Below are 18,522 nucleotides of genomic sequence, written 5' to 3' on the forward strand. Positions count from 1 at the left end.
GTCTCACCCTTTCTCAGCGCTTGGACAACCTGAGCAAGGCGGGTTTGAGCGCAAGAAAGGAGCCAAGGCCTACATCGGTGGGGGTTGGCGGCTACGCCTTTCTTCCACAGGCCATTCTCAGGAATCGGCAACGTAAAAGGAGTTACGACAGATTTAGATAGCAGCAGTCTTCCCCACGTTGTAGAGTCCGGCACTTTTAAAGGATACCGCCAACCGTGCTCTGTAAGTACTTTCTAGGACTCTGCCTGGCTCTGGAGTTGACCGAGTGTTGACTCTTGATATTCCCAAAACTACCGGAATGCCGATACATCGCTATAACTCCAGCATAAGAAGCCCGCGTCCGACGCGGGCTCTTTGCCTATGCTGTCCCCCATGAGCATCCCACCTCTCCAACCGAAAGATCCAGTTACTATAATTACTCAATCATTTCTTTAGTTACGTAAGCTTCAACCCCCTCCATGTTCACGTTATGATTATTGTGAAAACATGCACAAGGGGGCAAGGACATAATGAGAAAAAGCAAATTGGCCTTAAAGGCCGGTATGGTTGGAATGCTGTTGAGTATGCTTATCCTTCCAGCTTGCAGTAACAGTGATGAAACTACAGATATCGTGATTGTCGGCGGCGGCGGTGCAGGCATGACGGCGGCCATTGAAGCGCATAACAAGGGTGCCAGTGTCATTCTGGTGGAGAAGATGCCAATGCTTGGCGGCAACACTGTGCGGGCGGAAGGCGGACTTAATGCCGCAGGAACACCTTATCAGAAAGCTGCGGGCATTGAAGACAGCCCAGAGCTGCATTATCAGGATACGATGACTGGCGGACATAATCTGAATAATCCTGATCTGGTCCGCACGTTGACAGAGAATGCTGCGGCTTCTGTGGAGTTTCTGAAGGAGAACGGTGCAGAGCTGTCTGAGGTTGGCCGGGCGGGAGGCGCCAGTGTGAACCGGATTCATCGGCCAGCCGGCGGTGAAGCTGCGGGCAACTTCATCGTAGTGGCGCTGAAGAAGAAGCTGCAGGATGAGAAGATTGACGTGAGACTGCAGACTACAGCGACGGAGATTATCAAGAATGAGGAAGGAACCGTTACAGGCATCAAGGTGAAGGATAAAGAGGGCAAAGAATCCACCATTCAGGCCAAGGCGATAATTCTGGCAGCCGGCGGTTTCGGAGCCAATCTTGAGATGGTCACCAAATATCAGCCTGGGCTGGCAGGATTCTCCACAACCAACCATGCAGGGGCAACCGGCGACGGAACAACCATGGCGGAGCAAATCGGCGTCAAGCTGGTAGATATGAAGGAAATCCAGATCCACCCGACTACGATCCCCGGCAAAGGCGTGCTGATCACGGAAGGCGTGCGCGGAGACGGAGCCATTCTGGTCAATGCGGAAGGCAAACGTTTCACCAATGAGCTGCTGACCCGTGATGTGGTGTCGAAGAATATTCTGGCTCAGACCGACAAAATCGCCTATATCATTTTTAATGATGAGCTGCGCGCCAATCTGAAAGCTACCGAGGTTTACTTCGGGATGGACCTGGTTAAACAAGGCGATACCGTTGAACAGCTGGCAAGCGAAATTGGCGTAGATCCGGCAGCTCTGGCAGAAACGGTTTCGAAGTACAGCGGATATGTTGCTGATAAGAATGATGCCGACTTCCAGCGTCCAGACCTGACGTTGTCCCTGGCTACCGGCAAATATTATGCAATCCAGGTGACGCCCGGCATCCACCATACTATGGGCGGTGTAGCCATCAATACCAAAGCCGAGGTGCTGGATACTTCGGATCAGATCATCCCGGGGTTATACGCAGCGGGTGAAGTCACTGGCGGTGTACATGGGGCGAATCGTCTGGGCGGCAACGCACTGGCGGATATCGTAACCTATGGCCGGATCGCAGCGGAGGAAGCAGTCCATTCGTTAGGCAGCAAGTAAAGGTCCTACAGACAACAGATAACGTATGAACAAATAAGGAGAATAAACATGAACAGAACCAAGAAATGGGCTATGACTGGTGCGCTTGCTGCACTGATTGCATTGACGGCGGGGTGCTCCTCCGGAGGGCAATATGTAGATGGCACTTATGAAGGCACAGGCAAAGGCGCCAGCAGTGATATCAAGGTTTCGGTTGAAGTGAAGGATGAGAAAATCGCCAGCATTGAAGTTGTGGAACAGAAGGAAACCCAGTCCATGCTGGATGCGACTATCGAAACTACCATTCCGGAAATTATCGAGAAGCAGACCACAGAAGGTGTAGACGCCTTATCCGGTGCTTCCGGTTCCAGCGGCGGCGTGATTGAAGCGGTAAGCAAGGCGCTTGAAACTGCGAAGAAGTAACGGACTGCTTGGAGTTTATATGGAATCATATCATTTATTGTATTTAAAAAAGACACCCGCGGCTTACAGGCTGCGGGTGTCTCTCTATGTTGTAGCGTAATAGCTGCACACTGTTGTGCCCGTGCTTATACCTTGGACGGAAGCGGTTCGCTCCCGTCCGGATTAGGCTTCGCTGTGCGCGTCAGCGAGAACAGCTCCAGCTCCGGGCGGTGAATGCCGGCCAGTGTGTCAGCCAGCAGCTCGGCTGCGATCATGCTGAAGACTGTACCGTTGCCGCCATAACCTTCAATGAAGTAGCAATGCGGATACTTAGGATGCGGGCCGATATACGGCAACCCGTCGCGGGTGGAGCCGAAGACTGAACCCCAGGCGAACTCGACTTCGGTTCCCTTGATCTCGGGAAACAAGGCTTCCAGCTCTTCCAGTAGCCGCTGGCTCTGGGACAGGACGCGGATATCGCGGCGCTCCGGGTCGGTCAGCGCCTCATCCTTGCCTCCGGCGATCATGCATCCGTCCTCCGTTGTGCGGAAAAACAGATACGGGCGGGCGGTTTCCCAGAGCAGACTCCGCTCATGCCACTTCGGCATCTGCTTAAGCGGACGCGTCTTGATGGCATAGGTATTGATCAGTTCGGCTCCCCGGTCTTTTTTCATCTGCTGTGTTTCATACCCCAGGGCAAAAATCACGTTCTTCGCAAAGATAAGGCCGCCCGCCGTGTGGCAAACTACACCATCTTCGTTGTAGTCATAATGCAGTGCTTCAGTATGCTCAAACACCCGCACGCCCTGCTTGGCGGCTCTGTCAATCAGGCTGCACACCATGCGGAAGGGATTGGTCTCCGCATCTCCACGGGAGAACAAGGCCGCCGGTTTGGAGAAGGAATAATGTGCAGCAATCTGATCCTCCTCCCAGAACTCCGTGTCGAAGCCGTTATCGACCAGATTCTTATACTCCTCACGCAGAGCTGGAACGTCTGCCGGGACACTGGCATACAGCAGAGTGCTGCGTGGGATGATCAGCGGGTCAATATCGAGCTTGCCCGGCAGCTCCAGAATAGTATTCATACTTTTCTGGCACAATTGGTAAAAAAGAAGTCCGTTCGTTCTTCCGAAGGTATTCATGCAAGCGGTCAGCGACTTGTCATTGGTAATTTGCAGCAGTCCAGTATTGGCATGGGTGCTTCCGGTGCCGACCGCCCTTTTATCAATCAGGACCATGTCTGCCCCTTCAAGTGACATCCGGTAGGCAGCCATTGCCCCGCCCATGCCGCCGCCTACGATCAGATAATCGCAGTGAATATCTTCCTGCAGAACCGGATAAACCGGAGGATTAGTTAAAGTATTTTCCCAGGGCAGCTGTCCGCTGTTTAATCTCATGGTTATCTCTCCTTCATATCCCATCCGGATTTAGTATTTACGGCCTTAAGCTGTCTCATGCGAATATTATTCCGCAGTCCATGCCTGTACATAATCGGGGGAGGTGAACGGCATACTAAGCCCTGCTTGAACATTTATAAGGAGGGATTACCCAACATGCAATCCACGCAAATGCAGGGTCTTAGCGGCAAAGAGCTGGAGTATATCGCAGACTCGATCTCCAATGAGGATCTGCTGATCAAGCAGCTGGCTGCCACCGTAGGAAGTACCCAGAATTCAGACGTGCGCCAAATCTGCATGCAGCATATCCAGAGCCATACACAGCATATGGAATCACTTACCCAGCTTCTCCAGCAGCATCAGCAATATGCGCCTACCTCGCCACAATAATCGCAACCTATAAGGAGGTTATTCAATGAATGGAGCAAACGGTTCACAATTTATGCCGGATGAGGATTTGTTAAATACTGTATTGGCCGACTTGAAACGGACGGTGCGGGAATATACCACAGCTGCTACAGAATCGAATTGTCCGAAGGTCCGCCAAGCCTTTAACGATCTGACCATGGATACGCTACGTCTTCAGGGTGATCTGTACACGAATATGTCGCAGATGAATATGTACCCGGCTCCGTCCCAGGCGCTGCGCCAGGATGTGGACAAGCAGATACAGACGGCGCAGCAGACTCAGCAGAAATGCCAGCAGTTTGTCCAGCAGAAGACAAGCGGCGCCGGCAGCTATGCCCAGGACCCGAACGTCCTCCAGCATCAAGCCAATGTACAGGCTCATAACCCTAGTTATATGTAACCCTACGGCTTAAAAGGTGAAGCACAGGAAGTATTTCCTGTGCTTCACCGGCTTGGTATCCGGGCTATAATCTCAGGCTGACTCCGCAGATGACGGAGTCAGTTTTTTGTTTTGTTTGCAGAGATACCTTTTTCATGTCATATTAATAATAAATCTTTTCGCGGGGGCTTCCGGGCTAAAGCTAGCCGGGTATGCCATAGGCGAACAAGCGGGAGGGAAGGCATGAACGCAATGAATGATTTGAAGAGGAAAGTGCTGGAACTGCTCAAGGAGGATGCGAGAAGCTCTACGGATCTGATGGCAACCCTGCTTGGGGCGGATGAGGCTGACGTGAAGTCTGTGATTGAGCAGATGGAGAAGGACCACGTGATTGTTAAATATGCCACAGTGGTGAATTGGGATAAAGTTGACGATGAGCGCGTGACGGCTCTGATTGAAGTGCAGATTACACCGGAACGCGGCCGCGGCTTCGAGGGGATTGCGGAACGTATCTATCTGTATCCACAGGTGAAATCCGTATATCTGATGTCCGGTGCGTACGACCTGCTGGTTGAAGTGGAAGGGCGCAATCTGCGTGAGGTCGCGAATTTCGTATCCGAGAAGCTGTCGCCTATCGACGCCGTACTTTCCACCAAAACAAACTTTACGCTCAAAAAATACAAACAGGACGGGATCATCTTTGAAGAGCACGAGGAAGACAACCGTCTGATGATCTCTCCATAAAGGAAGCATCCATATGATTACTAACAAAACGCAGCTAAACGGTGATACCCATAAATCGATGAATTCCTATCTGGCCCCGCTGGTGCAGCAGATTCAGCCTTCGGGGATCCGCAAGTTTTTTGATCTTGCTGCAGGCAGCAAGGATATTATCTCACTCGGGGTGGGCGAACCGGATTTCAAAACACCTTGGCATGTGAGAGAAGCCTGTGTCTATTCCCTGGAAAAAGGATTCACCGGCTATACCTCCAATGCAGGCATGCCGGAGCTTCGGGAGGGCATCGCCCAGTATTTGCACACCCGCTTCGCCGTAGAATATAATCCCGCCAACCAGATTATCGCTACGGTTGGCGGCAGCGAGGCCATTGATCTTGCGCTCCGCGCGCTGATCTCACCGGGAGATGAAATTCTGATCCCTGAGCCTTGCTATATCTCCTATTCTCCAATTACGGCGATTGGCGGGGGCATACCGGTCGGCATTGAAACATTCGGTGAGAATCACTTCAAGCTGACAGCAGCAGACCTGGAAGCGAAGATTACGCCGCGTTCCAAGATTCTGATCCTCTGCTACCCGAGTAATCCGACAGGCGCGATCATGAGCCGCGAGGACTGGGAGCCGATTGCCAAGGTGGTGGAGAAGCATGATCTGATCGTAATTTCAGATGAAATCTATGCCGAGCTGACCTATGGCAGCAATCATGTCAGCTTCGCCTCCCTGCCGGGGATGATTGACCGCACCATTCTGGTCAGCGGCTTCTCCAAAGCCTTCGCCATGACCGGATGGCGCATGGGTTATGCCTGCGGCCACCCGGATCTGATCTCTGCGATGCTGAAGATCCACCAATATACCGTAATGTGTGCCCCATCGATGGGCCAGGTGGCTGCGCTGGAGGCGCTGACCAACGGGATGGAAGAGAAAGACCGGATGGCGGATTCCTACAACCAGCGCCGCCGCCTGATCGTCAAAGGCCTGCGGGATGCGGGACTGGACTGCCATGAGCCGCAGGGCGCATTTTATGCTTTTCCGAGCATCCAGCGGACCGGACTAACCTCCGACCAATTCGCCCAGCGGCTGCTGCTGGAGTATAAGGTGGCGGCGGTTCCGGGCAGTGTGTTCGGGCTTGGGGGCGAAGGGTATCTGCGCTGCTCCTATGCAACCTCTGTGGCGCAGCTGAACGAGGCGGTTGAGCGGATCGGTGCATTCGTCACACAATTAGAATCTGAACGTACACAATAGAGAAAATAGCACTATGGCATATATTCAACTCTTATGGTATTATTTTACTTCAGAAGTAAATTTCAAGTGAAGAAGCACAGCTAACAAAACTTAAGTGTATGCTTTCGAAGTGAGTTTTGTACGACGAATATCAGGAAGCATAGCTAACAAAACTTAAGTGTATGCTTTCGAAGTGAGTTTTGTACGACGAATATCAGGAAGCATAGCTAACAAAACTTAAGTGTATGCTTTCGAAGTGAGTTTTGTACGACGAATATCAGGAAGCATAGCTAACAAAACTTAAGTGTATGCTTTCGAAGTGAGTTTTGTACGACGAATATCAGGAAGCATAGCTAACAAAACTTAAGTGTATGCTTTCGAAGTGAGTTTTGTACGACGAATATCAGGAAGCATAGCTAACAAAACTTAAGTGTATGCTTTCGAAGTGAGTTTTGTACGACGAATATTACAGGATGCACAGCTAACAAAACTTTTAGGAGGGATGATTGTGCTCAGCGCCGATTATTATTTACCTTCCTATGGCGGAAACAGTTTCCCGGGAAACGGGAAGCGGCCTGTCAAAGGTGAACCTTCTGAACGCTGTCTCACATTGGAAGACGAAATTCGGATACTCCGCAGCAGGATGGAACAGTTGTTTACTCAGGAGAACTCTTTCACCTCAGACAGTGTGATAGAAATCAGTATTCTACTTGATCTAAAGATAAATGAATACATGAAGGGGCGCACGGTCGGCAAATAGCCACTGGCCACCCGGACACTGATGCGAGGGCCTGCGGGCCCTCTTTTTGCGTTGAAGAGTATGGAGCAGATTGAATAACTTAGGCCTTCATTGCCTAATCCTCCAAATCATAATAAAGTATATAGACAGTTTCATCTTAAGTTCATCTTGGATAGGTTTATTGAGAACATATGAGATAGTTGAAGGAGGAGAAAATTATGGCGATATATACAAGAACGGGCGATCAAGGACAAACCTCGGTGATTGGCGGCCGGGTGGGGAAGGATGATGTGCGGGTAGAGGCCTACGGGACGATCGATGAGCTGAACTGTTTCGTGGGGCAGGCGCGGAGTCTGATGGAGGAGGAGCAGTATGCTGATCTGCGCGAGCAGCTGCTGGAGATCCAGCATGAGCTGTTTGATTGCGGCTCTGATCTGGCTTTTGTGAAGCTTAGTGAGGGCAAATATAAGGTGAAGGCTGAAATGGCGGAGCGGCTGGAATCCTGGATTGATAGTCTGCAGGCGGAGAATCCGCAGCTGGAACGGTTTATTCTGCCGGGGGGGAGCCAGCTGTCCTCGGTGGTGCATGTCTGCCGCACCGTCTGCCGCCGCGCGGAACGGCGTGCGGTGACACTGGGACGTAGTAGCGACATCAATCCCCAAGCAGTGATTTATCTTAACCGGCTGTCGGATTATTTCTTCGCGCTGGCCCGGACGGCCAATACAAGAGCAGGCATTGCTGACGTGGAATATGTGCGCAGCAAAAAGGTGTTCCGCAACTGATGGCAGACTACTATTCACCTATTGCTTATATAGTACCGCCTCTGGAGGATGGCTGGCAGCTGAAGACCATTCTTCAGAAGAGGATGGAGGTATCGCGTAAGCTGCTGTCCCGGCTCAAGCAAACAGAGCAGGGCATTATGCTGAACGGGAAACGCGTCTATATCAGTGTCCGCGTTGCCGCGGGAGATACGGTCGAGATCCGGATGGAACAAGAGGTCTCGGAGGATATTTTGCCGCAGCCGATTCCGTTTGCAATTCTGTATGAGGATGAACAGCTGCTGGTGGTCAACAAGGAGGCCGGGATTATCGTGCATCCCACGCATGGGCATTATACCGATACCCTTGCCAATGGCGTGGTCCACTATTGGGCCATGCGCGGGGAACGCTTCCGCTTCCGCCCGGTGCATCGACTGGACCAGGAGACCTCCGGCGTGCTGGTCATCGCCAAGAATCCCTATGCGCATCAGCATATCTCCGAGCAGATGATTGCCGGAACGGTGGACAAGCGCTACGCCGCGTTGGTCCACGGCGTACCTGCGCAGCCGCGCGGCGATATCGACGGTCCGATCGACCGCGATCCTGCGGAGCCGCACCGGCGCATCGTTACGCCGGACGGATACCCGTCCTTGACCCGGTATGAGGTCAAGGAGATCTATTCCGGCGGCTCCAGGGTTGAACTGAAGCTGGAGAGCGGACGCACCCACCAGATTCGGGTGCACATGACCTCGATCGGCTGCCCGCTGATCGGGGATGGCATGTACCGGCACAGTCTGTATAGCGAGACTGTGCCCGGCGGCGGGCCTGCTGAGGCCGCACAGGCCGGACCGCTGGCGCAGGTGGCCGCACTCGACGCGGCAATGCCGCGCCAGGCGCTGCACGCCGTGCGGCTGACGTTCAGGCATCCCGTGCTGCTGCACGAGATGACCTTCGAGGCGCCGCTGCCGCCGGACATGGCAGCGCTGGAGCAGCTGCTGGCAGAGGGCGGCAGCGGCACGGATGCGATGTGAATTTACGGGAGCAATCCCCGTGGATTCACTGCGCCAGGTCTGTTTTTTTATGCTGGCGCCCTGGCCCATACGGCATATCGGCGCTTGCAGCTCGGGTTAATCTGAGCAGGGTGACGGTGAGAGGGCTATGTATAGGGAAATTTGTGCCTTGAAATTTGGCTCCAGCAGTTGAAGGTATGTTCTTATAAGGAAAAAGTACGCGGAATATTACTGTTTAGATCCGAGCGAGGATTTAGAGTGTTGTCCAGGAAGGTTTGGCGCGAATAGATACTAGAGTAGTTACTATGTAGCTTCTCAGTGAGGATTTATGTTACCCTGGAACGTTTGGCGTAAATAGATGCGAAAGTGGTTACTACTTAGGACCCCAGCCATCCCCAAGTAGGTTTGCGCCTTCGGAGTAGTACAACAGAGGTGGCTATGGGGAAAAACTACCGTTAATACCTGGCTCATGGATGGCGTAAAATAGTTTGTGTAAGGACCGGGGAGTCTAGTAAACGACAAAAAAGTAGGGTATCCTTGGGATTGCGAAAGTCACCAAGAAAAGGAGCCCTACTCAATGACCAGTATACAACAAAACCCGTTCCATGATCTACTCGAAAATAGCATCCAAAGTTTTCTGAAAGAAAAGATTGAACTCATGCTCCGCGAAGAAATCAAAAATTATCTCGGTGTCGAACATCCGGAAGACTCCAATACTCGCAACGGATATTACACCCGCACCTGGAAAACACGCCACGGCCTGATCCCCGACCTGAACGTCCCACGGGATCGGCAGGGTCAATTCCAGACGGAGCTCTTTGAGCCCTACCAGCGCCGGGAGGCGTGGCTGGAAGACACCGTCATCCATATGTATAAAGGCGGCATGAGCACCCGGGATATCGCTTCGTTTATCGAAAAAATGTTCGGGACCTCGTACTCGCCAACCACCGTGAGCAACATCACCGGCACGGTGCTGGAAGATGTGGCTGCCTGGCAAAATCGTCCGCTCTCTAAGCGTTACTCGGTCATCTATCTGGATGGCATGTACGTCAAACTGAAGCGCCAAACCGTGGCCAGTGAAGTCATCTACATCGCGATGGGGATCGACGAAGACGGGCACCGGGAAATTCTCAGCTTCGCTATTGGCGGCAAGGAGAGCGCGTATGGCTGGCGGGAAGTGCTGCAAGACCTGCACCGCAGAGGCGTGCATGAGGTGCTGCTGGGCGTCTTTGACGGGCTGGCCGGGCTGGAGGAAGCCTTCAAGGAAACCTACCCCAAAGCCGATGTCCAGCGCTGTGTGACCCACAAGATGCGCAACACGCTGCCCAAAATTCGGGATACCCACAAGACCGAGATGGTCGGCGATTTGAAGACCATTTACACCGCACCGGATAAGGATGTGGCACTTGCCAACTTTGATGTGGTGCTGAAGAAATGGGGCAAAATCTATCCCAAGGAACTAGAGTCCTGGGGGGACAGCTGGATGTGTTGCTACGCTTTTACGACTACCCACCCCAGATCTGGTACGCCATTTACACGTCCAACCCGATCGAGCGAACCAACAAAGAAATCCGCAAACGGCTGCGTCCCATGAACAGTTTGACCAATATGGATGCCGCCGAAAAGATTGTCTATTTGGAAGCGATTGGGTACAACGAGAGATGGAGCCGACGTGTCCTGCGGGGGTTTGGGGACCCCCAGACGAAAGCCGCTTTGAGTAAAAAGTTTGCGGAAAAGTATCCCCCAGCCCAAGACAGCTAAGAACAAAACCGACGGCAGACGTAACTGGATATGAAAGGAAATTTTCGCAGGGGGGATCCCCCCTGACCCTTTGAATACCATTCATATCCATTGTCCCAATGGATATCCTACAACCCTTAAAAATAATTACACAAACTTCTTGACGCTACCGGCTCATGCTCGATTGTCGTGTCTTATAGGGAAAAGTTACCACTACATCGTCCATTTAGGGCTTTTCGGAGCGGATAGGACCTTATTAGTGGTAAAAATTCCCTATAAGCTCACTAGAACGCCCAACCTTCGTCCAACTAGCGGTAGAATTTCCCTATCATCTCTCACTGGATCTAAGTAGTAACCGAAAGTGCATCTAATTTCAGCCAAATTGCCCATCAACGGGTGATTAAGTGCAAATATGAAACTAATATCGAGGAAATCAGACCTCTTACGCTCAGAAGCCCCAAATAGATTCCTTTTTGTATCTATTTGCTCCAAAACGGAAAAAATCCGCCAATTAGTTGCGTGTTCGGTTACTGCTTAGGATTCAGCCAGGATTTAGAGTGTTGCCCTGGAACCTTCGGAGGAATTAGATGCGAAACTGCAACTAATTTCAGCCGAAACGCCCATTATCAGGAGAATAAGTGCAAATCTGCAACTAAATTCGAGTAAAGCAAGCTTATTACGCTCAAAATCCGAAATTAGGTGCGTTTTCGCACTTATTTCCTCCAAAACAGAAAAAAACGGCTAAATAGATGCAGTTTCGCAACTAATTCTTTGGACTGGACATATGAGACTATCATGGAACTGAATCTGAAGTGTTCTTATCATACGGAGTCCTAAGTAGTAACCGTTTTCGCAACTAAATTAATGAGAGACACTAAAATCGCAATGAACGGTCAATACTCCCCGTAAGGTGCATGCACAATGGGGTTCATCGATTGGAGCGGTGCCTGCTAATAGCGCGGGGGTATTATCAAAGCCAAAGGAGCAGAATCATGAGCCAACTGAAAGTCTATCAATATCCAAAATGCAGCACCTGCCGGAGCGCAGTCAAGTGGCTGAAGAACCAGGGGCATGAGCTGGAGCTGCGCAAGCTGGTCGCAGACAGCGGACTAGAGCTCAAAAAGTTCTTCAATACCAGCGGCGAGGTCTACAAGTCACTCGGACTGAAGGACAAGCTGCCGCTTCTCAGCGAGCAGGAGCAGCTGGAGCTGCTGGCAGGCAACGGCATGCTGATCAAGCGCCCGGTGGTCACTGACGGCACCAAGGTGACCGTCGGTTTCAAGGAAGCGCAATACAGCGAAGCCTGGTCCGCGTAGTCAGCAAGTCCGCCGGTTGCTCTAGTTCATCGAGTCTAGCGAGCCGCCGGTTGCTCTAGTTCATCGAGTCTAGCGAGCCGCCGGTTGCTCTAGTTCATCCAGTCTAGCGAGCCGCACGTTGCCCTGGTTCATCCAGTCTAGCGAGTTCGCTGGTTGTCCTGATCCATCCAGTCTAGCAAGCCGCAGGTTGCCCTGGTTCATCCAGTCTAGCGAGTCCGCTGGTTGCCCTAGTGCATCCAGTCTAGTGAGTCTGCCGGTCCTGGTGCATCCAGTTCACTGATTCCGTCAAGACACCCCGGCACCGCGATCTGAATTAACATTAGCTTAACCCGGCGTTAATACAGCGATGATTCTTCCGCATTAAAGTAAACGTGAGAGCGCCAACTTAAAGCCGCAGGGTAGGAGACGAGGAGAAAACCCTATATGCGTCAAAGTGAACGCAGGCCCGCTACGGGTCTGGTCGTCACCTTGACGGATTGTAGGGTTTTTTTGTGCTGCTCAGATTTCACCACTACATTTGGGAGGGTACAATCACAGATGCAAAAAGTGCAAACAGCAAAAAAGCTTGTGAACCTGATGGCAATTGCAGCTTTATTGACCGGCTTACTGGAAACGTCGTTATTGCCTGCAACCGTTTCGGCTGCGGAGTCCACGGCAGTGTCAACTGCTTCTTTATCACCACTAACAGCAGAGTCTGCCGCATCGGAATCTGCCCAATCGGCGTCTGTGTCTTCAGCGTCTGCATTATCAGAACCCGCAGCATCGGCACCTGCATCGCCAGCAGCTGCCGAACCCGGAAGAGCAGAAACTGAGGTCAGCCGGACGCTGTCCGCTCCGGTCATTGACGGCAAATTGGACGAAAGCTTCTGGAATCTGGGCGAATCTTTAAGCGTACGGACCGGGGAGCCCCTAGCGGACAACGGCAGGTTCGGACTGCTGTGGGACAGCACTTATTTATACATCGCAGTAGATGCGCCTGACATCACACCGATCCACAACGGTGCAGGGTATTGGTTCGATCAGGACAACCTGAATTTGTTCCTGGACCCGACGATGCACCGCTCCTCCCCTTTTGCGAAGGATGATATGCAGTTCGGCATCCTCTACCAGCCAGGCAGCAGCACGCCTGAATTCCGCTTCGGCGCGGCGCTGAACAATCATCAGGGCAAGGATGAGAAGCAGGTGCTGCGCTCTATCCATCAGACGGAGCAGGGCTGGAGTGCGGAAATTGCCGTGCCCTGGGAGATGCTGGGCCTGGACCCTCAGCTGACGAAGCAGCTGGGCCTGGAGCTGAGTGTGACAGACCGGCTGGAGGCGGCTGATCCCGCCAAGCAGCGCACAGGGTACTGGAGCGCCTACAAATCCGCCAGCTTCTGGAATGATACCTCCGGCTATGGAGTGATCACATTAAAGGGCGAACAGCCGGTCTCCGGTGAGGTGAATCCGGTGCTGCTGGAGGAGAATTTCGACAGCTATGCAGATGGAGCTGTGCCTGAAAACTGGATTGCCGACGGAACTGCAGGCAGCAGCCCGTTTGCGGTGGTTCGGGAGCCAAGTTCGGTGACCGCAGCAACGTACGACTCGGAACAAGACATCAGCAGTGTCACCGAAGCTACCTATGGAAATGGCAGATTGCGGTTTGACGGCAATGCCGCCGGACGGCAGGGCCGGATTGTAGCCCCGGTGCAGGCGGATCATTATACGATTGAAGCGGATGTCCGCTTCGAGAGTGTGCTGAACAGTGCGCGCTGGGCAGCGCTCATGTTCCGTGTCCCGGCTAACGGCAAGCTGCCGTATTACCAGATGGCGGTGCGCCAGAATGGTAAATACGAGCTGGCCTATCGCAAGCCGGACGGCAGCTGGAATGTGACGGCGGACGGGAGTAGCACTCCGCTAGCCTTGAACAAGGATTATACGATGAAGGTCCGTGTCTTCGGGGACAACGTCAAGGAGTACATCAAGGCCAAGGAGGAGGCCGGTTATACCCTGCTGCTGGACAAGCCGCTGGAGAGCGGGCTGCTGGATAAGGGCAAAGTGGGCTTCCAGGTTGACCAGTCGGCGGTTTCTTTTGACAACCTGAAGGTGACGCGGCTTACAGCCGACCGTCTGGAGCTGAATCTGCCGCAGCAGGCTGAGGCACTGGCGGGGCCGTTGACGGTGACGGGTGCGGTCTATTATTCCGACGGGGTGACAGAGCCGGTATCGGCAAATGGCCTGAAGCTGTATTCTTCCGACGAGAGCATTGTGAAGATCGTCAACAATCAGCCTGTGCCGCTAAAAGAAGGGCAGGCGACGGTTACAGCCGTCTACTATCAGGCTGAAGCCAGCCGTCTGCTGACCGTCACGCCTTCAAAGACGGGAGCGAAGGTGCTGAGCCTGAGCCATGAAACCGGCTATGTGCTGGCGCAGGCCGGCGGGGAGTTGGCATATGAAGCGCTGACGTTCATCGCAGAGTCCAGCGACTACAGCACGGGAGAGCTGAAGGGAGACGCGCTGGAATGGAGCACAGACAGCAAGGGGGTAACCCTTGGCAAAGACGGTATAGCTGTGCAGAGTGAGGGCGTGCATCAACTGACCGGACGCAAGGACGATGCCGTAATACATTTAATTCTGGCAGCCAAAAAACCGGAAGCCAAGGAATACGTGCTGTTTGCGGACAACTTCGACAGCACGGTGGAGGGGACTCTGCCCGATGGCTGGACAAGAGTGCAGGGCATGACGGCCGGCAAAGCTGCCGTGACGGGTGGAGCGCTGGAGCTGAATGCCACCGCAGCCCCGGATAATCCTATACGCGTCATGCTCCCGGAGTATCTCGGCTTGTTCGGCAACTATGTGATCGAAGCCGATGTCACCCATACGGAGGCGCTGAATGCCGCGCGCTGGAATTCCGTGATGTTCCGGGTCCAGCAGGGCGATTCTCCGTATTACCAGATGGCCGTGCGCAAAGATCCTTCCGCTACCAATGGTGTGGAATTCGCGGAGCGGACGGCGGCCAATCAATGGAATGTTATGGAGAGAGGCTCCTATACGGAGCCGCTGACCGAAGGTGCTCCGCTGCACTATACGATCAAGGCTTACGGTAACCGGGTACAGGAGTGGATTGGCAATCAGCTGATTATCGATTCGGTGCAGGCGAACAGTTATACCAAAGGGGGGATTGGCCTGCAGGCGGACAGCAGCAAGATGCGGGTGGATAACCTGCGGGTGACCTTGCTGGAGGAACCGCTGCCTGCCCCTGTGATCGAACCCTTCATTAAAGTAGCAGAGCCGCAAACGCAAATTGCGCTTGCCCCGACGATTGTTACAGAGATCTCGCAGGCAAGCGACCTGGACAAGCTTGCTGCAGCTGAACTTCCGGCCACGGCAATCCTGCATCTAAACCCGGAGCTGAAGGTGATTGAGCCGGGGAGCGGGGCGGAAATTGCCAGCCTGCCGGAAGCATTGGTGGCAACAGGGAATCGGGTAATCCCTGCTTTTTATGTCAGCGATGAGCTGACTGTGGACCGGTTGGCCCAGGAGCTGCGGGAACGCGGGCTGGAGGATGTGTTCGTGATTTCAGAGCAAGGCGGGCTGATTAAGCGGGCCAGAGCGGCTTACCCGATGGCGCGCGGCATTATCGACTTCACGGCCGCAGAGAATCCGGGGCCGGAGGAGTTGCTGGAGATGCGCCGCACCACAGCAGCCAGCGGAGCGAGGGTAGCGCTGCTGGCCGAGAATGCGGCAACCCGCGAGAATACGGCCTATCTGCAGAAGCTGGCGGTGATGGTCTGGAGTGAGGCGAAGGCACCTGCCCCGTCCGGTACGACAGCCGGGCTGCATCAATTGATCACAGCAGGGGTCAACGGCCTGGTAACCGGCTCGCCAGCTGCGGCCATTACCGCGCTGGAGCTGTACAACCGCGATACCACGCTGATCCGCAAGGTCTATATGATTGGACACCGCGGGATGCCTTCCGTATCCCCGGAGAATACGATCGAGAGCAACATCATGGCGCTGGATGCCGGAGCGGATTATATCGAGAATGACATGTTCCTGACCAAGGACGGGCATCTGATCATCACGCACTCCTCGGTGCTGGAGACCACAACGGACGGCAACGGACCAGTGGAGGATTATACCCTGGAGCAGCTCAAAACCTACAATGCCAACAAGCCTTATCCGCAGGGCTTCCCGCTGGTAAGAATGCCGACCCTGGATGAGCAGCTGGAGCTGGCCCGTTCACGCGGCAAGCTGGTGTATGCCGAGATCAAGACGCAGACGCCGGAGGCGGTGGATGCTTTTGTCCGCACAGTGAAGGAGCATAAGGCAGAGGATATTGTGAATGTGATGTCCTTCTACCCAGCCCAGCTGGAGCGGCTGAACAAGCTGATGCCGGAAATTCCAGCCGGACTGTTGACCGGGTATATCGCCAGCGAGAATAACGTGGAAGGCTCGCTGCGGGATACACTGAAGACGGTGTCGAAGCTTAATCTGACCTACAACACCGATTACAGCGGCCTTGGACCGAAGTTCATGGAGGCGGCCAAACACCGTGGCCTGATCATTTCACCCTGGACGCTTAACAAACGCGAGGACGTGATCCGCTTCCTGAAGCTGGGAGCCTTCGGCATCACTACGGATTACACCTACTGGGCATCCGATTGGGCAGCATCGCTGAGTGCGAAGACAGCACGGATGGAATTGAACGAAGGAGAGGACCGAACGCTGGCCGCCATCGTCGAGACCTACAAAGGCGAGCGCAAGGAGATCACGCCTGAGCTTGTGTTCCTGGATGGGCAGGAGCTGCTGCAGACGGAGGGAGGTCAGGTGACTGCCCGGAAAGCGGGAACCGCCCATGTGCTGCTGCGTTACTCCGCTTCCATTAAAGATGGAGGCACGTATGATCTTTATTCGCAGCCGGTGGAGATTACGGTAAAAAGCGCTGGGGTTGAAACGCCGACGCCGACAGCGACAGCAGTACCAACGCCGACAGCGACAACATCGCCAATGCCGACGTCAATACCATCACCGACCGCAGCACCGACGTCAACCGCAACGCCGACGCCGACAACAACACCGTCGCCAACCGCAACCCCATCGCCAATAGCGACAGCAGCACCGACGCCAATAACAACATCGGCACCAAGCCCTGGATCAGGAGCTGGCGGCTATACACCACCAAACACCACGCCTGGAACCGGGAATAGTGTCCCGGGAACAGTCGGCGTGATCCCTTCCCCGGGAGCACCTGTGCTTAAAGCTGTGGATGGCGCAGTAGAAGCTGCTGTCCTGGAAGAAGCGTTCCGCACCTCCGCAGCGGTGGAAGTATCCTTCAACGGTGATGCGCTGGAGCTTCCGGCAATTGCTCTGCAGAACGCAGCGCGCAGCGGTGCCCTGCTGAAGGTGACCCATACTGAAGCAAAAGCCGGATATGTGCTCCCGCTTGAGCAACTGCAGCTGGAACAGCTGGCTGCAGAGCTGGGCGTAGGCCTGGAGGAGATGAAGCTTAGCGTCACCCTCCGCAAGCTGGACGGAGAAGCCGCGGCAGCGGTAACCCGCGCCGTGGAGCAGGCCGGTGGCAGGCAAATGGCTGCAGCGGTAGAGTTTAATCTTGAAGTGTCGTCAGACGGGCGCACAAGTCAGGTCTCATCCGGCTCCCATTACCTCACGCGTACCCTGGCATTGAACTCGGCAACTGGGAGCAGTCACGTTACCGGAGTGATGTTCTCGCCGGAGAAGGTAGCCCTGTCCTTTGTGCCCGCCACTTTCACAGGCAATAGAGGCGAGGGATTGCTGCGCCAGATCCAGAGCGGCAGCAGCATCCTGACGGTCATGACGCTGGATAAACAATTCAGTGACCTGAACGGCCACTGGGCCAAGCAACAGGTCGAGCAGTTGGTGAACAAGCTGTTGCTGAACGGAACCGGAGACGGCCGCTTTGAAGCGGACCGCGCGGTAACCCGCGCCGAATTCACCACGATGCTGACGCGCGCGCTGGCCTTGCCATCCGCTACGGACGTGGCTAACCCGGCAGCCTGGCAGGATGTCATGCCTGCGGACTGGTTCGCAGGCGACGTATCGGCCGCAGCCGCAGCAGGCCTGATCAGCGGCTTCGGCGACGGCACCTTCCGTCCGGACGCCAAGGTGACCCGCAGCGAGCAAGCGGCCATACTGGCCCGCGCCCTGCACTTCATCGGCCAGAATGGCACAGCCACAGCTGCGGAAGCATCACCTTCCCTGGAGTCGTTCAAGGATACAGCGGCCATCTCCTGGGGCCGTGAGGACTGGAATACGGTGATTCAAGCCGGATTAATGAACGGCGTGTCGCCAGAGATGCTGATGCCGGGAGCAAACGCAACCCGCGCCCAATCAGCGGTGCTGATGCAGCGGTTCCTAAGCTTGGCGGGCTTCATCCAATGACGCGCGAGCTGAACTGCGGCCCTGCCGTTAATGCCCCGGTAACAAACGCTTGCTACAATGGTCAAATATTCACTATATAAGATGAACTTAAGAATGGA

General features: G+C 54.1%; 12 protein-coding genes and 1 pseudogene. 12 read left to right on the forward strand and 1 reads right to left on the reverse strand.

The window, feature by feature from the left end; all coding sequences use genetic code 11:
- Nucleotides 1–509 precede the first annotated feature (509 nt).
- On the forward strand, nt 510–1,940 hold the full coding sequence (locus B9T62_RS03715) for a flavocytochrome c (protein ID WP_087914029.1): 1,431 nt from the start codon (nt 510–512) through the stop codon (nt 1,938–1,940).
- A gap of 48 nt (nt 1,941–1,988) precedes the next feature.
- A complete protein-coding gene (locus B9T62_RS03720) occupies nt 1,989–2,342 on the forward strand; it encodes an FMN-binding protein (RefSeq protein WP_087914030.1) in 354 nt (117 codons plus the stop codon).
- A gap of 125 nt (nt 2,343–2,467) precedes the next feature.
- Here B9T62_RS03720 and B9T62_RS03725 read toward each other — a convergent pair whose 3' ends face one another.
- Entirely contained in the window at nt 2,468–3,718 is a 1,251-nt protein-coding gene (locus tag B9T62_RS03725; protein ID WP_087914031.1) for an NAD(P)/FAD-dependent oxidoreductase, read from the reverse strand.
- Nucleotides 3,719–3,874: 156 nt separating this feature from the next.
- Between B9T62_RS03725 and B9T62_RS03730 the strand changes: the two genes are divergently transcribed.
- The 10 genes and pseudogenes from B9T62_RS03730 (at nt 3,875) to B9T62_RS03775 (ending at nt 18,424) form a co-directional block, all read left to right on the forward strand.
- A complete protein-coding gene (locus B9T62_RS03730; RefSeq protein WP_087914032.1) occupies nt 3,875–4,108 on the forward strand; it encodes a hypothetical protein in 234 nt (77 codons plus the stop codon).
- Nucleotides 4,109–4,133: 25 nt separating this feature from the next.
- Nucleotides 4,134–4,526: a spore coat protein gene (locus tag B9T62_RS03735; protein WP_087914033.1), complete on the forward strand. Its 393-nt coding sequence runs from the start codon at nt 4,134–4,136 to the stop codon at nt 4,524–4,526.
- A gap of 222 nt (nt 4,527–4,748) precedes the next feature.
- Nucleotides 4,749–5,249: an Lrp/AsnC family transcriptional regulator gene (locus B9T62_RS03740; protein ID WP_087914034.1), complete on the forward strand. Its 501-nt coding sequence runs from the start codon at nt 4,749–4,751 to the stop codon at nt 5,247–5,249.
- Between the two features lie 13 nt (nt 5,250–5,262).
- Nucleotides 5,263–6,483 (forward strand): aminotransferase class I/II-fold pyridoxal phosphate-dependent enzyme, encoded by a 1,221-nt coding sequence (locus B9T62_RS03745; protein WP_087914035.1) that lies wholly within the window; start codon nt 5,263–5,265, stop codon nt 6,481–6,483.
- Between the two features lie 481 nt (nt 6,484–6,964).
- Nucleotides 6,965–7,222: an aspartyl-phosphate phosphatase Spo0E family protein gene (locus tag B9T62_RS03750; RefSeq protein ID WP_087914036.1), complete on the forward strand. Its 258-nt coding sequence runs from the start codon at nt 6,965–6,967 to the stop codon at nt 7,220–7,222.
- A 197-nt stretch (nt 7,223–7,419) separates the two neighbouring features.
- Nucleotides 7,420–7,983, forward strand: a complete 564-nt coding sequence (locus tag B9T62_RS03755; protein WP_087914037.1) for a cob(I)yrinic acid a,c-diamide adenosyltransferase — start codon at nt 7,420–7,422, stop codon at nt 7,981–7,983.
- Entirely contained in the window at nt 7,983–8,990 is a 1,008-nt protein-coding gene (locus B9T62_RS03760) for an RluA family pseudouridine synthase (RefSeq protein ID WP_087914038.1), read from the forward strand. The genes B9T62_RS03755 and B9T62_RS03760 overlap by 1 nt, the downstream gene beginning before the upstream one ends.
- A gap of 556 nt (nt 8,991–9,546) precedes the next feature.
- Nucleotides 9,547–10,730: pseudogene (locus B9T62_RS03765) on the forward strand (IS256 family transposase).
- Nucleotides 10,731–11,701: 971 nt separating this feature from the next.
- The gene (locus tag B9T62_RS03770) at nt 11,702–12,025 is read left to right on the forward strand and encodes an ArsC/Spx/MgsR family protein (RefSeq protein ID WP_087914039.1); all 324 of its coding nucleotides are present in this window, start codon (nt 11,702–11,704) and stop codon (nt 12,023–12,025) included.
- Nucleotides 12,026–12,562: 537 nt separating this feature from the next.
- Nucleotides 12,563–18,424 carry a glycerophosphodiester phosphodiesterase family protein gene (locus tag B9T62_RS03775; protein ID WP_157685434.1) on the forward strand — a complete coding sequence of 1,954 codons (5,862 nt, stop codon included), beginning with the start codon at nt 12,563–12,565 and terminating at the stop codon, nt 18,422–18,424.
- Nucleotides 18,425–18,522 lie beyond the last annotated feature (98 nt).

Source organism: Paenibacillus donghaensis (assembly GCF_002192415.1).
Lineage (GTDB): Bacteria > Bacillota > Bacilli > Paenibacillales > Paenibacillaceae > Paenibacillus_AQ > Paenibacillus_AQ donghaensis.

What these genes read in the sequence shown, in the direction of transcription:
- B9T62_RS03715 (WP_087914029.1), top strand. Translation starts at nt 510, where the DNA reads ATGAGAAAAAGCAAATTGGCCTTAAAGGCCGGTATGGTTGGAATGCTG.
- B9T62_RS03720 (WP_087914030.1), top strand. Translation starts at nt 1,989, where the DNA reads ATGAACAGAACCAAGAAATGGGCTATGACTGGTGCGCTTGCTGCACTG.
- B9T62_RS03725 (WP_087914031.1), bottom strand. Translation starts at nt 3,718, where the DNA reads ATGAGATTAAACAGCGGACAGCTGCCCTGGGAAAATACTTTAACTAAT.
- B9T62_RS03730 (WP_087914032.1), top strand. Translation starts at nt 3,875, where the DNA reads ATGCAATCCACGCAAATGCAGGGTCTTAGCGGCAAAGAGCTGGAGTAT.
- B9T62_RS03735 (WP_087914033.1), top strand. Translation starts at nt 4,134, where the DNA reads ATGAATGGAGCAAACGGTTCACAATTTATGCCGGATGAGGATTTGTTA.
- B9T62_RS03740 (WP_087914034.1), top strand. Translation starts at nt 4,749, where the DNA reads ATGAACGCAATGAATGATTTGAAGAGGAAAGTGCTGGAACTGCTCAAG.
- B9T62_RS03745 (WP_087914035.1), top strand. Translation starts at nt 5,263, where the DNA reads ATGATTACTAACAAAACGCAGCTAAACGGTGATACCCATAAATCGATG.
- B9T62_RS03750 (WP_087914036.1), top strand. Translation starts at nt 6,965, where the DNA reads ATGATTGTGCTCAGCGCCGATTATTATTTACCTTCCTATGGCGGAAAC.
- B9T62_RS03755 (WP_087914037.1), top strand. Translation starts at nt 7,420, where the DNA reads ATGGCGATATATACAAGAACGGGCGATCAAGGACAAACCTCGGTGATT.
- B9T62_RS03760 (WP_087914038.1), top strand. Translation starts at nt 7,983, where the DNA reads ATGGCAGACTACTATTCACCTATTGCTTATATAGTACCGCCTCTGGAG.
- B9T62_RS03770 (WP_087914039.1), top strand. Translation starts at nt 11,702, where the DNA reads ATGAGCCAACTGAAAGTCTATCAATATCCAAAATGCAGCACCTGCCGG.
- B9T62_RS03775 (WP_157685434.1), top strand. Translation starts at nt 12,563, where the DNA reads ATGCAAAAAGTGCAAACAGCAAAAAAGCTTGTGAACCTGATGGCAATT.